The 13,973-nt window shown below is 58.0% G+C and carries 14 protein-coding genes and 1 pseudogene; 11 read left to right on the forward strand and 4 right to left on the reverse strand.

Features of this window, described 5'->3' with window-relative positions; genetic code table 11:
- The 10 genes from PSH97_RS10290 (at position 1) to PSH97_RS10335 (ending at position 10,105) form a co-directional block, all read left to right on the forward strand.
- Positions 1-573, forward strand: a complete 573-nt coding sequence (locus PSH97_RS10290; RefSeq protein ID WP_305449070.1) for a cupin domain-containing protein — start codon at positions 1-3, stop codon at positions 571-573.
- Positions 570-1,562, forward strand: coding sequence for a fumarylacetoacetate hydrolase family protein (locus tag PSH97_RS10295; RefSeq protein WP_305449071.1), 993 nt, complete (start codon positions 570-572; stop codon positions 1,560-1,562). The genes PSH97_RS10290 and PSH97_RS10295 overlap by 4 nt, the downstream gene beginning before the upstream one ends.
- A complete protein-coding gene (locus tag PSH97_RS10300) occupies positions 1,553-2,560 on the forward strand; it encodes an NAD-dependent epimerase/dehydratase family protein (RefSeq protein ID WP_305449072.1) in 1,008 nt (335 codons plus the stop codon). Before PSH97_RS10295 ends, PSH97_RS10300 begins: the two co-directional genes overlap by 10 nt.
- A complete protein-coding gene (locus tag PSH97_RS10305; protein WP_305449073.1) occupies positions 2,547-3,332 on the forward strand; it encodes a cyclase family protein in 786 nt (261 codons plus the stop codon). The genes PSH97_RS10300 and PSH97_RS10305 overlap by 14 nt, the downstream gene beginning before the upstream one ends.
- Positions 3,329-4,060 (forward strand): FadR/GntR family transcriptional regulator, encoded by a 732-nt coding sequence (locus tag PSH97_RS10310; RefSeq protein ID WP_305449074.1) that lies wholly within the window; start codon positions 3,329-3,331, stop codon positions 4,058-4,060. The genes PSH97_RS10305 and PSH97_RS10310 overlap by 4 nt, the downstream gene beginning before the upstream one ends.
- Positions 4,057-5,016, forward strand: coding sequence for a LysR family transcriptional regulator (locus PSH97_RS10315; protein WP_305449075.1), 960 nt, complete (start codon positions 4,057-4,059; stop codon positions 5,014-5,016). The genes PSH97_RS10310 and PSH97_RS10315 overlap by 4 nt, the downstream gene beginning before the upstream one ends.
- 99 nt (positions 5,017-5,115) lie before the next feature.
- Positions 5,116-6,126 carry an ornithine cyclodeaminase family protein gene (locus PSH97_RS10320; protein ID WP_305449076.1) on the forward strand — a complete coding sequence of 337 codons (1,011 nt, stop codon included), beginning with the start codon at positions 5,116-5,118 and terminating at the stop codon, positions 6,124-6,126.
- A 28-nt stretch (positions 6,127-6,154) separates the two neighbouring features.
- Positions 6,155-7,171: a dihydrodipicolinate synthase family protein gene (locus PSH97_RS10325; protein WP_305449077.1), complete on the forward strand. Its 1,017-nt coding sequence runs from the start codon at positions 6,155-6,157 to the stop codon at positions 7,169-7,171.
- A gap of 16 nt (positions 7,172-7,187) precedes the next feature.
- On the forward strand, positions 7,188-8,657 hold the full coding sequence (locus PSH97_RS10330; RefSeq protein WP_305449078.1) for an NAD-dependent succinate-semialdehyde dehydrogenase: 1,470 nt from the start codon (positions 7,188-7,190) through the stop codon (positions 8,655-8,657).
- A gap of 314 nt (positions 8,658-8,971) precedes the next feature.
- Complete coding sequence (locus tag PSH97_RS10335; RefSeq protein ID WP_305449079.1) at positions 8,972-10,105, forward strand: FAD-dependent oxidoreductase; 1,134 nt, start codon at positions 8,972-8,974, stop codon at positions 10,103-10,105.
- Positions 10,106-10,271: 166 nt separating this feature from the next.
- On the opposite strand, the gene PSH97_RS10340 is transcribed toward PSH97_RS10335, so the two are convergent.
- Together PSH97_RS10340 and PSH97_RS10345 are read right to left on the reverse strand one after the other, a co-directional pair.
- Complete coding sequence (locus PSH97_RS10340) at positions 10,272-11,006, reverse strand: EthD domain-containing protein (RefSeq protein WP_305449080.1); 735 nt, start codon at positions 11,004-11,006, stop codon at positions 10,272-10,274.
- A gap of 411 nt (positions 11,007-11,417) precedes the next feature.
- Positions 11,418-11,522 (reverse strand): annotated as a pseudogene (locus tag PSH97_RS10345) (inorganic diphosphatase); the annotation flags it as partial.
- Positions 11,523-11,693: 171 nt separating this feature from the next.
- On the opposite strand from PSH97_RS10345, the gene PSH97_RS10350 reads away from it, so the two are divergent.
- Positions 11,694-11,906 carry a hypothetical protein gene (locus PSH97_RS10350; RefSeq protein ID WP_305449081.1) on the forward strand — a complete coding sequence of 71 codons (213 nt, stop codon included), beginning with the start codon at positions 11,694-11,696 and terminating at the stop codon, positions 11,904-11,906.
- Between the two features lie 51 nt (positions 11,907-11,957).
- Here the strand turns inward: PSH97_RS10350 and pabB are convergent, their stop codons facing one another.
- Together pabB and folK are read right to left on the reverse strand one after the other, a co-directional pair.
- Positions 11,958-13,316 (reverse strand): aminodeoxychorismate synthase component I, encoded by a 1,359-nt coding sequence (pabB, locus tag PSH97_RS10355; protein WP_305449082.1) that lies wholly within the window; start codon positions 13,314-13,316, stop codon positions 11,958-11,960.
- Positions 13,317-13,350: 34 nt separating this feature from the next.
- Positions 13,351-13,923 carry a 2-amino-4-hydroxy-6-hydroxymethyldihydropteridine diphosphokinase gene (gene folK / locus PSH97_RS10360; RefSeq protein WP_305449083.1) on the reverse strand — a complete coding sequence of 191 codons (573 nt, stop codon included), beginning with the start codon at positions 13,921-13,923 and terminating at the stop codon, positions 13,351-13,353.
- Between the last annotated feature and the right edge of the window lie 50 nt (positions 13,924-13,973).

Genomic DNA, 13,973 nt, shown 5'->3' on the forward strand with positions numbered 1-13,973 from the left:
ATGCAACAACTTCCTGGTTTCAAACGCGTGGTCACCGGGCACGATGCCCAGGGCCAGGCGGTGGTCGCGCTCAGCGGACCGACGCCCAACAGCTTCCCGCTCAAGGCCGTACCCGGCACGGTCTTCCATGAAATCTGGAACAGTGGCGCCAGCCCGGCCGTGCTGGACAACGGCGACGACCCCACCTGCAAACCGCTTCAATTGAGTCCGGCACCGCTGGGCAGTGTCATCCGCGTGGTGGATATTCCGCCTGACAGCGTGCAGAACCAGGTCAGCGCCGAGGATGCGGCGGCGGCCTTCGCCGAAATTGGCCAGGCTCATGCCGGCACGGGGCAGGCTGATTCCAAGCACAAGCTGATGCACCGCACCGAAACCCTCGATTACGGCGTGGTCACCGAGGGCGAGGTCTGGCTGGTGCTTGATGGCGAGGAGGTGCATCTCAAGCGCGGTGACATCGTCGTGCAGCGAGGCACCAACCACGCCTGGAGCAATCGCACCGAGCAGATGGCCCGCATGCTCTTCGTGCTGCTCGATGGCCGCTTCGCGCCCGAGCTGCAAGGAGAGCAAGCATGAAGCTCAGTACTCTCAAGAATCACAGCCGCGACGGTCGCCTGCTGGTGGTGTCGCGCGACTTGGCCTGGGCGGTGGATGCCAGCGATATTGCCGCGACGCTGCAGGATGCCATTGAGCAATGGCCGAGCGTCGAAACCGATTTGTGCGCGCGGTATGACGCCTTGAATGAAGGCACGCTGACCGGTGCCTTCGCCTTTGATCCGCAGCAAGCCGCCGCACCCTTGCCGCGCGTCTGGCAGTGGCTGGATGCCTCGTCTTTCCTCAGTCATGGCGAGCGGATGCAGAAGGCTTTCGGGCTTGATCCGATCGAAGGCGTTGAACACACGCCGCTGATGTATCAAGGCTGTGGCGACGACTTTCTGGGGGGCCATGACGACATCGTGCTGCCAAGTGAAACCCATGGTATCGATTTCGAAGGTGAATTCGCGGTGTTGGTCGATGAGGTCCCCATGGGCTGCTCGGCGCAAGACGCCGTCGACCATATTCGGCTCATTGTGCAAGTCAACGATGTCAGCCTGCGTGCGCTCGCCCCCCGTGAAATGAAGACCGGCTTCGGTTTTATCCAAGCCAAATCCTCATCGAGTTTTGCCCCGGTGGCGGTGACCCCTGACGAGCTGGGCGAAGCCTGGCGTGATGGGCGTGTGCATCTGCCGCTGCGGGTGGATTGGAACGGTCAGTGGTTTGGCCACGCCAATGGCGGTGCCATGCATTTCGGCTTTCATCAGTTGATTGCTCACGCGGCACTGACCCGGCGCCTCAGGGCGGGCTGCGTGATCGGTTCGGGCACGGTTTCCAATGCCGACCCCAGCGTTGGCGCTGCCTGTATCGCTGAACGTCGTGCCGTTGAGATGATCGAGCAAGGTGCTCCCCAGACCCCCTTCATGCGTTTTGGCGACCGCGTGCGCATGGAAGTAATCGACCTGCAAGGGCAGTCGGTCTTTGGCGCGATTGACCAGCGTGTCGTGAGTGGAGACCGCTCATGCGCGTGATGATTACCGGGGCCAATGGTTTTGTCGGGCGGGCACTGGCGCAGCGCTTGCTCGACACGAATCGATTGCGAGGCCAGCCGATCAGCGCATTGATCCTGCTGGATAAAGAGCTGACGGGTTTTGCCGACGATAAGCGCCTGCGCCGTCATTGCGGTAGCGTCACCGATGCCGCGCTGCTGCGGCGCGCCCTGGCCGATGGCATTGATGTGGTGTTCCATTTGGTGAGCATCCCCGGTGGTGCAGCCGAGGAGCAGTACTCGCTGGGTTATCAGGTCAACTTGCTGGCAAGCCTGGAGTTACTTGACCAGTTGCGCGAGCAGCCTGGCCGGCCGGTGCTGGTGTATGCCAGCAGCGTGGCGGTGTACGGCGGTGACCTGCCGGCGCGCATGGATGAGCGTGCCGTGCCGCACCCGCAGTTGAGCTACGGTACGCACAAGGCAATGGTGGAAATGGCGCTCAACGACCTTGCCCGCCGAGGCGAGGTGGACGGCCGTGCCGTGCGCCTGCCCGGTATTGTCGCGCGTCCACGTGAACCCAATGGACTGCGTTCCGCGTTCATGAGCGACCTGCTGCACGCCTTCGCCGAAGGCCAGCCGTATTGCTGCCCGGTCTCGCCGCAGGCGCAGGCATGGTGGATGTCCGTGCGGTGTTGCGTGGATAACCTGCTACGGGCCGCCGAACTGCCGGCCGACGCAATCGGCGAGTCACGCGTCTGGCAACTACCACTGTTGCACCTGTCCATTGCCCAGGTCATCGATGCCTTGGCCGCGGCCTACGGTCAGGAACGCCGCGGGTTGATCAGCTTCGCTCCGGATGCTGGGCTGCAAGCGTTGTTCGGCAATTTTCCGGCGATGAAAACACCCCAATCCCGCGCCCTTGGCTTTCGTCATGACGGTTCCGCTGGCGCCTTGATACGTAACAGTTTGAACGCGGCTACCCCGACGCGTCGTGCGCGTGGACGGGTGGCGCTTGGAGTGAGCGAAAATGCAATCAACTAAACGCCGCCTGGTGGACCTGTCCGTCACTCTGGACAACAACCCCTACACCGATCCACCGCCGTTGCTGCCGAAAATCGACTACATGGACCATCAGCAAGGCTGGCCGGAGATGGCCGCGATGTTTCCCGGCCTGTCCAAGGCGCAACTGCCCGGCGACGAATCCTGGGCGGCCGAGCGCCTGCAGATCACGACGCACAGCGGTACGCATATGGATGCCCCTTGGCACTACGCCTCGACCACGGACGGTGGCAAGCCGGCGTTCGGCATCGACGAACTGCCGTTGGACTGGTGCCTGCAACCGGGCGTGAAACTGGACTTTCGTCATTTACCGGATGGCCATGTCGTCAGCGCCGCCGAAGTGCAAGCTGAGCTGGACCGTATCGACCACGTGCTCCAGGCGTTGGACATTGTCCTGGTCAACACCCGTGCCGGTGCGCTGTTTGGCCAGCCAGGGTATCTGGATGCCGGGGTCGGCATCGGCCGCGAGGCCACCTTGTATTTGCTGGAGCGCGGCGTGCGCGTGGTCGGCACCGATGCCTGGAGCTGGGATGCGCCGTTCAAGTACACGCGCGAACGCTTCGCCGCCACGGGCGACGCCTCGATCATCTGGGAAGGGCACAAGGCCGGACGTGACATCGGCTATGGCCAGATGGAGAAATTAGCCAACCTGGAATGCCTGCCGGCCCATGGTTTCCAGGTGTCCTGTTTCCCCTACAAGATCAGGCACGCTTCGGCCGGTTTCGTCCGCGCCGTAGCGATTTTTGAAGAATGAGCGTGCCAGCGGACGGTGGAAAAAAACGCGGTAGCCTTTCTCAGAGGCTTGAGGCTCTGCTCTCAACGCATATTCTTGAGGGGCGACTACGTGGCGGTGAAAAGTTGCCCACCGAGGCGGCCATCATGCTTGAGCATGGGGTCAGCAGAACGGTAGTGCGCGAGGCAATGTCACGTCTACAGGCCGCTGGAATGGTTGAGACGCGCCATGGTATCGGGACATTTGTGCGGGGCAGCGCGCTATCGCTGGAGACATTCATTGACCCGGCTACGATCGGCATCGTCATCGATTCGCTGGCGATCATGGAGTTTCGGATCGGTCTTGAGGTGGAAGCCGCCGGGCTCGCCGCCCAGCGACGTACCCCGGAGCAGTTGGGTGAGTTGCGGGCGCTTCTCGATCAGCTTGGACAGGCTGCAGTCGGCATCAATGATCGGGCAGCGCTGGACTTTCGGTTCCATTTGAACATTGTGCAGGCGACAGGTAATCACTATATCGTCAACACACTGCTCAACCTGGGCGAGGTCATCATCCCGCGCAGCCGACTGGATTCTGCGCGTCTGTTTCACGATGAGCCTTTGCATTACGAACAGCGCATGCAAAGCGAGCACGAGCAGATTTATCAGGCGATCTTCAATCAGGACGTTGAATGCGCGCGCGCTGCCATGCGCCTTCATCTTCAGGACAGTCGCGAGTATCTGCATCAAGCCCGCCAAGAGCTGATGACATGACGACTGACAAAGACATTCAGAGTGCCTCTGTGCCGGGTACGGCCTCGCCGTATCCTGCCACTGCGCTAACGATCATCGATCCTCGCTGGACCTTGTTCGTACGTGTCGTGGCAGCTGGAAGTCTCAGCAAAGCGGCAGTATTGCTGGATATGCCGCAGTCCATGGTGAGTCGCAATATTGCCTTGCTCGAGTCGCAATGTGGCGAGCGCCTGTTTCATCGAACTGGACGCGGGGTGGTCCTGACCGAGTTTGGGGAGCAGTTGTTGCCGTGTATATCGGGCCTTCTCGCGGACGCTGAAAGCCTTGCCGATGGCATTCGCAACCTGCGTGGCAAACCGGTGGGCGAGGTGGTCGTAGGCATGTTGCCCTCCGCGGTGCGTCAGTTTGCGGGGACGCTTTTTTCGGCGGTGCGCGCCCAGATGCCAGGGGTGAGGTTGCATCTGATCGAGGGCGCTAGCGCTCAACTCGAAGAGCAGTTGCACGATGGTCGTCTGGATATGGCGTTGGTGCTGCGCGAGAGTGAGGCCAGTATCGCAGACGCCCATTTACTGGCCAGGCTACCCCTGCATCTGGTGGGGCCTGCTGTCGATCCGCTCCTCGCCAATCGAGATATCGCGTTAAAACAACTGTCGGGTTTGCCATTGGTCGTACCTGGGCGTCCCCATCTGCTGAGAGCCAGGCTCGATCATCTGGCCGCTGAGCATTGCGTGGAGTTGTGCGTTGCCGTGGAAGCCGACTCGGTCCAGCTCCAGTACGAAGTCGTGGCGGCCGGTGGCGGCTATGCAATTGCTTCTGTGCTGCCGGGCTCCCTGAATCAGCGACTGGTCTCATCGCGGATCGTCGAGCCGGTCCTTGAACGCTTCGTCGTGCTGGTTGAGTCGCCCCGTCGCCCTGTAACGCGTGCTTCCCGTGAGGTGCGACGGTTGATCTGCAGTCTGGCGATGCCATCGATTTAAGCGATAGCTGCTTTCGATCCCCAGCAGTATTCGGTGGGGGGCGCGCCTCGTAGGGTGTCAGTCAACCAACGACTGATCCCCGATTGCGAGGTTAGCGATATGCATCACGCTCAAGAGCCCCAAGTCATTGCCCCGACGCTTTTTCTCAGCGACGCCGATGTGGCCTCGCTCGCCGACTGGAGCACCGCCGTTGCCGCGCTCGCCGAGGCGTATGCACGCCCTGCATCGGATGCCATGGTGCCGCCTCGTTCCATGGCCCGCGGCGATGGCATCTGGTTGCGCAGTCTGACCGCTGTACCCCCCTCTGGCGGCCATATGGGCTGCAAGTTGATCGCGGCCTCCATGCGGGCACGCTGCGCCAGCTACCTGATCGCATTGTTCAATCAGCAAACCATGGCGCTCAGTGCCCTTATCGACGGCAATCGGGTGACGGGTTTGCGTACCGCGGCAACCGCTGCGCTGGCGGTCGATTTGCTGGCGCCCAAGCGTGCTCTGCGGGTGGGTGTGATTGGCTCGGGGTTCGAGGCGCGCGGTGCGCTTGATTGCCTCAAGTCTGTGCGCGATGTGGCCCATGTCCAAGTGTTCAGTCCAACGCCTGCGAGCCGCGAGCGGTTTGCCGAAAGCTTCAAGCCAGGGCTGGATATCCAGGCGGTGAACAGCGCGCAAGAGGCCGTTCAGGACTGTGATGTGGTGATTTGTGCCGCCCGCAGCCGTGACGAGTCTCCGGTACTGCAAGGCGCGTGGCTTTGCCCGGGTGCCACGGTCGTGTCATTGGGTTCCACCTTGCCTGAGCAAAGGGAAGTTGACCCGGTCACGATGGAGCGAGCCGTCTGCATCGTCGCCGATATGCCGCAAGAGGTACTCCACGATACAGGTGACGCCATTGCGGCGATCAGTGCCGGCGTTTATGTCGCCGACAAATTGGTCGCGCTGTCGGACCTGGTGGCGGGTCGTGTCACCCCGCGCCAGAACGACAGCGACATCGTTCTCTACAAATCGGTGGGCTCGGCGCTGCAGGACGTCGTCATCGCGCAAGCGCTGTACGAGCGCGCCAGGCAACAAGGCCTCGGTATCGAGTTACCCGCCAGCATTGTCCCTGTCTCGAAATAACCCCTCCACTGTCCGAAGGAAAATCATCATGGCCACTTACAAGAAAGCGGATGCCCGTGCCTGGGCTCGTGAAAACCTGGTGGGCTGCTCGGCTGTCACCATCCCAAGCTTCAGTGCTGATCTGAAGCGCCTCAATGAGCGTGGCATACGCCACGACATCGAACATACGGTTGGCCTGGCCTACAGCAGCACATTGCTGTGCAGCGAGCTGGCAATCTCTGCTCAGGAAAACGCGCAATTCACCGCTTGGGCGCGTGAGTCGGGGAAGGACCTGATCCTGTTCTTTCACGCGGCCTTTGGCACGCTTGCCGAGAATATCGAAGCGGTGAAGCTCGCCGAGAATGCCGGTGCGGACATCGTCCTGCTGTCCTACCCGCCGCAGTTCTGGCCGACCAGCGAGCAGGAGATTTACGACTACACCAAGGCATTCTGCGACGCGACGGACCTTGCCGTCATGCTGTTCCCGATTCCGCTCTGGGGCTTTGAACGCGTGCATCCGGCGGGTATGTCGTTGGAATTGGTTCGTCGCCTGTTGGCCGATTGTCCGAACATCGCGGCCATCAAGTCGGAGCAAGGGTTTCCGTTGCCGGCGGGCATTTGCGAGATGTACTACCACTTCCGTGATCAGGTGGTGATCAGTTGCCCGATCGAAGCTGACGCGATCCCGTTGATGAGTCTGATGAAGCTGCAGTTCTCCGGCACCAGCAACACCGCATGGATGAGCGACTACTACCCGAAAGCTTTCGAACTGGCGCGCACGGGCCGTTTCGAAGAGGCGATGGAACTGTATTGGAAGGTCAATCCGGCACGCAGTGCCAACGGCGCCGCCGCGCAAACCTATGCCGGCGGTACCGGGGTACTCAATCGCACGATGTGGAAATACCAGGACTGGCTCGCCGGCTTCAACGGCGGCCCACTGCGTGCTCCGGCGATGCGCGTGCCGGATCGCCTGATGAAATCTCTGCGCCAAGGCTTGGTCGCCGCAGGCCTGCCGGTGACATCGGATCCTGATAGCGCCTTCATGATCGGGCGTCACCCTTGCTGATGACGAGGATTTCACTGTGAAGCAATTACTTAAAGATCCCACGCTATGGCGCACCGGCGCCTACATCGCTGGCGAGTGGTTGAACGAGACGCCGCACGGTCAGTACACGCTGCGTAATCCGCTGGATCAAGCGGAGCTCACCAAACTGCCGCGCTGCCGCACGCCTGAAGTCCACTGTGCAATCGATGCGGCGCATGAGGCATTTGGTTCATGGCGACGCTTGACCGCAAAACGTCGTGGCGAGGTGTTGCGTCGTTGGTATGAGTTGATGGTTGAGCATCGCGAGGACATTGCCACGCTGATTACGCTGGAGGAGGGCAAGCCATTGGAAGAGGCTCGGGGCGAAGTCGATTACGCCGCCTCCTTCGTACGATGGTTTTCGGAAGAGGCGACGCGGGTACGCGGTGATCTGATTGCCGGGGTGAAGGATACCCAGCGAATCGTCGCGTTGCGCGAACCTATTGGCGTCTGCGCGGCAATAACGCCGTGGAACTTCCCGGCCGCCATGATCACCCGCAAGGCCGCCCCGGCGCTCGCGGCGGGCTGCACGATGGTGGTGAAACCGGCAAGCCAGACACCGCTGACCGCGCTCGCACTGGCCGAGCTTGCCCAGCGAGCCGGGATTCCGGCTGGCGTCTTCAGTGTGATCACCGGTAATGACACCCAAGACATCGCGGCAGAACTCACCGCCAACCCGTTGGTGCGCAAGCTCACGTTTACCGGGTCGACCGAAGTGGGTCGATTGCTGTTGGCGCAAGCGGCGCAAACCGTCAAGAAATGCTCTATGGAGTTGGGTGGCAATGCGCCCTTCATCGTCTTTGACGACGCTGACCTTGATGCGGCGGCCGACGGGGTGATGCTGGCCAAGTTTCGTAACAGCGGCCAGTCATGTATCGGCGCGAATCGAGTATTGGTGCAGTCCGGGGTGTATGACGCACTGGCTGAGCGAATCGTCGAGCGCGTGGCACGGCTCAAGGTGGGAAACGGCCTGGAGCCCGGCGTACAGGTGGGGCCACTGATAAACCAAGCCGCAGTGCAGAAGTCCCAGGCGCTGGTTGACGATGCCTTGGTGCACGGCGCTCGACTGTTGTTCGGAGGTGCTCCACATGCCTTGGGCGGGGGATTCTTCCAGCCCACGGTGCTGGCGGATGTGACGCATATGATGAGGGTCGTGCAAGAGGAAATTTTTGGCCCGATCATGCCTCTGTTGCGCTTCGAAACGGACGATGAAGCGATCGCCATGGCCAACGACAGCGAGTACGGCCTTGCCGCCTATCTGTTCAGCCGCGACGCGGCCAGGATCTGGCGTAATGCGGCACGCATTGAGTCAGGCATGGTGGGGATTAACTGTGGGTTGATATCCAATGAGGTAGCCCCCTTCGGTGGCATAAAGCAGAGCGGTCTCGGGCGAGAAGGATCCCACCTGGGGATCGACGAATTTCTTGAAGTGAAATACCTCTGCTGGGATGGCTTGGAAAACGTCTGAAGGGCGGCAGTCAAGGCCCAAGGAGCCCGGTTCACATGAGCCGTACTTCTTGGGTCGAATCGGGTTCTGCCGCAACGGCAGGCGCCCCGTGCACTCGAGCAGCATGACCTGCCGGCAGCCATCATCTGCGGCGATACCTGCGAGCGTGGAAAGCGATTTCAGCACGCATATCCAATTCGATAGTCTCGTCGTTGATCCGATATTTTCAGTCGGAATCTTATGAATCTGCGGCATTGAGACCATGGCGCCGCAGAGCTCGTCGGTGCGCAATGCAATGTCAGCCCGATTGAAATAAGAATAATTAGGAGAGCGTGATGATTGCAGCAGTCAATAAGGTCCTGGTGATCGGAGGTGGGTTTTCCGGTATGACCGCGGCGATCCAACTGGCTCGCCAGGGTGTCGAAGTGGAGTTGGTTGAAATAGACCCCTTGTGGTGCCCTCTCGGTGCTGGCATTACGCTCAGTGGGCCGACGTTGAGAGCGCTGGATGCCGTTGGAATCCTTGATAGGGTGGCCAGCGAAGGCTATCTGTCTACCAATTTCGACGTGTTTTCACCGGCCGGTGAGTTGATCGTGCAGTTGGCTCTTAAACCGCCGGTCAGCGATAAACCAATTCCCTGTGGCGGCGGTATCCTGCGCCCGGTGCTGGCCCGGATTTTTGCCGAGAAGACGCGGGAAGTGGGCACCCTTGTGCGCCTGGGCATTACGTACGACAGCATTGTCGAGCACGGGGATGGTGTTGACGTATCTTTCACCGACGGAACCTCTGGGCGCTATGACCTAGTCATTGCTGCCGATGGCGTGCATTCGCGGATACGAAAGGACCTGTTTCCCGAGGCCCCATCGCCCACGCCTATTCACCAGAGCGTCTGGCGTGCGGTGCTGAAGCGTCCACAGGAAATCGTGCGGCCCAGTCATTGGATGGGACGGACCAAGGTCGGTGTCAATCCGATTTCCCACACGCATATGTATATGTTCCTCATGGAAAGCCGCGAGTTTTCCGAGTGGATTGACCCGTCTACATGGGCGGGCGAAATGGCGCGCCTTCTGGGTGAGTTCCCCGCGCCGATCCTCCAAACGCTCGTGCCGCAACTGTACGAGCCGGACGCCAGTATCGACTATCGCCCACTGGCCAATCTGTTGGTGCCATTGCCCTGGCATAAAGGTCGCGTTGTCATGATCGGGGATACGGTGCATGCCACCACGCCACACCTGGCCTCCGGGGCTGGCATCGGCATTGAAAGCGCCATCGTACTGGCTGAAGAACTGCTCGCTCACAACGACTTGCAGGTTGCCCTGAGCCGATTTGAAATGCGACGTTGGGAGCGTTGCGAGCTGGTGGTCCTGAACTCTGCGCGCCTGTGCGAAATAGAAAAAAGTGGCGTTGGCAAGGAAGAGCATGCCCATATCATGCGGGAGTCCACGGCGATGCTGGCCGAGCCTATCTGAATGATCGAGACACTCATCTGGAGCAGGGAGGGGCGCGATGCACGGGGGGAATAATCGGGCTTGAATCGCTTAAGGATTTAATACAAAGGGCGGCTTTGAAGCCGTCCTTTGTATTTTGGCGGGTATTCTGCAGTCGCTATCATTCGACCTTCCAACCAGGGAAGACTTATTGGCACGAATCCAGAATGACAACTTCTTTTACATACACGAAAAAAGATTCAGAGGGCAGCGAGACCCCGGTATCAGAAAGGTGTTGGAACAGCGATCTTTGATACTGTCGGAAAACACTAAGATCGGCTTCGTTTTCGAACCACATGCTAGAAACGCCTTCGTACACGGCGATGTCTGGCCCGAAATAGGATGTCACTCTGTCACCCTCCGGAAGATACCTGGCGCGAACATGTTGACGTAGCACTTTTTGGATCTCTGGGCATTGGCGCGTAGCCGCATCGTGGGCTGAGTCCCAGGCGCTGAAAAAGAGGGCAAGTTCTACGCCGGGATCTTTCTTGATGAAGAGCATCGCTTTCCAGGCGGGGAGTGGGCTACCCGCCTCGGACACTTCTACCTCATCCATCAGCTGGGCTGCTTGCTTGGACAGGTCGGCGAAATTCTTTGCATCAGGCCCCGTGGTTTGTTGTGTAAAGGGATCGCTGAAGGTGGTGATCAAATCTGACATGTTGTAAAAAAATAATTCCGTTATGGAATCCCTGTGAAAGGTTTGTGTGTAAGTGCTATCGGAGTCAACGCCGAACGCAGAGTCGATCACATGGTTTTGAACATATCGTTTGACACCTAATGGCTTGGTTCGAGCAATTTCTCCGTGCCGGTGCTCTATATAGTCTAAAAACTCAGCATGGGTCATGCCTGGTTTTCTGCGTACAGCGGCTAGCATTTTAATCATGAGAGCGTTCTCGCCTTATTATTTGTCGACTGACTGTTTAACAATAAGTATTGGGCCAGAACTGAACGGCACACCAATCAGCATTTCTGCTGGTAGGTATCGCGCGATAACATACGTGAAGGATATCGAAACCACTCTCACCCTTTTTATCGGGCGGTGCGCTCAGTGAGCCGGGTCAATTTCATTCGGATTTCAGGGCTTGGGGCAACAAGGCCTTTTTTGGACCTCTTATGTGATTCGTCTTCGCGCATCAGCGGCCAAGTGTGTTTCTGCGCGCTCTTCTGCGCGTGTTCGCGAGCGAGACTGCCATAGCACTCAACGCCCTCGCTTGGGGTGGCAAGGGAACATCGCTTCTCTGGACGAGACTCAGATTGGTAGTGGGAATCGCTTGCTTTGTGTGGAACTGTGCAAGGTGCTTGCGAAAACGGCAGTATCGAGAACGAATGATGGTTTCACCTCGTACTTGATAGGAGAGTGGTTTGCAGGGATCTCGATAACGGTGAAGAAGTCATCGATCTACACAAGCGGATTGTCATGTTCTACGGCCCGAATGGCAGTGGAAAAGCACAACCTGTGCGAAGCGTTGGAATTTGCCTGCTCGGTGCTGTGGACGAAGCAGATATCAAGCGAATTTGATCTGACCGCAACCTGTAGAACTCAAACGAGGGTAGCTTCGCGCGACCAGTCTTGCTGGCGACAAATTTTGAAGGCTTGCAAGTACTGGTAATGGCTGAGGCGGATGCCTACCGTTTTTGCTTCGGCAAAAAGAATCGTATAGACGCATTTTTTCGTATAGCTGCGAAGCCAGCAGGTCAAAAAACTGAGCTGGTAGCCGCGCTCCTCGGCATGGATCAGTTAAACGATTTCGTTGGGCACTTCAACGATTCAATGGAAGGCTAGCTAACGTTGCTCCTGGTCGTAGGCTTGGTCATTGAGCAGGGCCCGTTGTTTTCAATCATTTATGAAGAAATGCTGTTCAAGGCAGTCCATCAAGTTTTTCACCTTAGTAAGCGACTCCTGATACTCGCTGCCAGCCTCCGAGTCCGCAACAATTCCACCCCCTCCCCAACACGTTAGAAGACCGTCTTTGGCGAGCAGTGTCCGAATCGCGATGGAGCTATCCATTTCCCCCCTGGTATCGATATACAAGAGCGATCCGCAATAAATCCCACGTTGAGAAGCCTCCAGTTCATCAATGATCTGCATTGATCGAAGCTTCGGCGCGCCGGTGATTGAACCACCTGGAAAGGCATCCCTAAGCACGTCGACGACGTCTTTGCCTTCTACAATCTCACCTCGAATGGTGCTCACCAAATGGTGGACGTTGGGATAGCTTTCAATCCTGAATAGTTCTGGCACCGTTACTGAACCATACCTGCAGTTCTTGCCTAAATCGTTTCTGAGCAAGTCGACGATCATAAGATTCTCAGCGCGGTCTTTTGGACTGTTCAGAAGCGCTTGAGCATTTGACGTGTCTTCCGACTTTGTGCGGCCCCGAGGGGTCGTGCCCTTGATCGGACGAGTTTCTAGCGATCCTTGCTCACACCTGATGAACCTCTCTGGAGAAAAGCTCATGATTGAGCTCACAGCATCCAGACTTACAAAGCCACCAAATGGTGTTGCACAGGAGTTTCTAAGGGTTTCATAGGCTGTCCAGGTATCTCCTGAGCACTCTGCTTGAAAGCGTTGAGTGAAATTCACCTGGTAGCAGTCACCTGCATGGATGTAGTCATGTATTTTACTCAGGGCCTTTTCGTAGTCGTCATAATCTATGTCTTTGGTAAATTTTTTCGAAAGTGTGAAGGCTTGGCTTTGACGGCGTTGAGGTATTGCGGATTCAAATACATTGATGATTCGATCTTGTTCTTCTTGGCTGGCCGCAGGGTGGAAAACGAGCTGACTTGTCCTTTCGATGTGATCGGAAGTGAGCGACCAGTTGTACAAACCTATTCCTGCATGAGGGAGTTTGAGGTTATCGGCAGGCGGATGCTCAAGCCTGAAATTTCTTCGCGCCAAGTCGTAGGAAAAATAGCCTATCAAACCCCCTGCGAAAGGCAGACTTGGCGACAGCTCTGCCGGCCCTAACTGCCTCAGTGCGGATCGTAGTCTGTCGGCGAACGAGGTAAATGATTCGCCATCTAACGGCTGAAGGTGCTTTGTAGGCCAGGCGCTCATGAGGTCATAACGACCTCGCTGCGATGTCGGTCTTCCTGAGTCAAGAAGGATTGCCCCGGAAGCGTGCCTGATGAGAGAGAAATAGGTCGTTGGGTCGGCGAAGTAGGGTATGGCATGTATGTGGCAGCTAACCATGCCGCACTCCGTTGAAATTTACTTAGTAAGAGGTTTAGCTGGCCAGCTGATTGGCAGGCAGCCGTATGGATTTACTTTGTCCAGCGGGAAGAGTCGATCCGACGAGCTGGAAGGGAGGAATGCCGAATGGGTAGCGAACAGGCATCAGTTCTGGGCCCGGTTTGAGCTTTAGCCATAGCTCTGCCAAAGAGATTTTGCACTCAGGCAGATGCAGCTTAGGTGCAAGTAGCTGCAGAGGATAAAGCACGAATGAGCGGGTCAGAATTTCGGCTCTAGGCAGCTGGACACCTTCAATATCGCCAGTCAGGCCGTCAAAAAGGAGCAGATCAATATCGAGAGTGATCAACCGCTGCATCCCGCTCCTTCGACCATGGAGGTGCTCGATACCTTTGATCCATACGACGAGCTCGCGAATGTTGAGATCAGTGGTCGCAGACATTACCAGGTTGTAAAAGGGCGGGTGATCTCCGTCTAGGGAAATGCTTTCGTAAACGGGCGAGCAACGGATATTTTCCAGATGCTCTTCCAGCATTGTGAGAGCGATTTCAATGTGTCTTTCACGCTCAACATTGCTGCCCAGGCCGAGATAGATTCTGTGGTTGGTCATGGGGCCTGACTCGCTGATCTGAAACCTATTTGATGACTTCACTCCTTGTG

It is taken from the genome of Pseudomonas cucumis (assembly GCF_030687935.1).
GTDB lineage: Bacteria > Pseudomonadota > Gammaproteobacteria > Pseudomonadales > Pseudomonadaceae > Aquipseudomonas > Aquipseudomonas cucumis.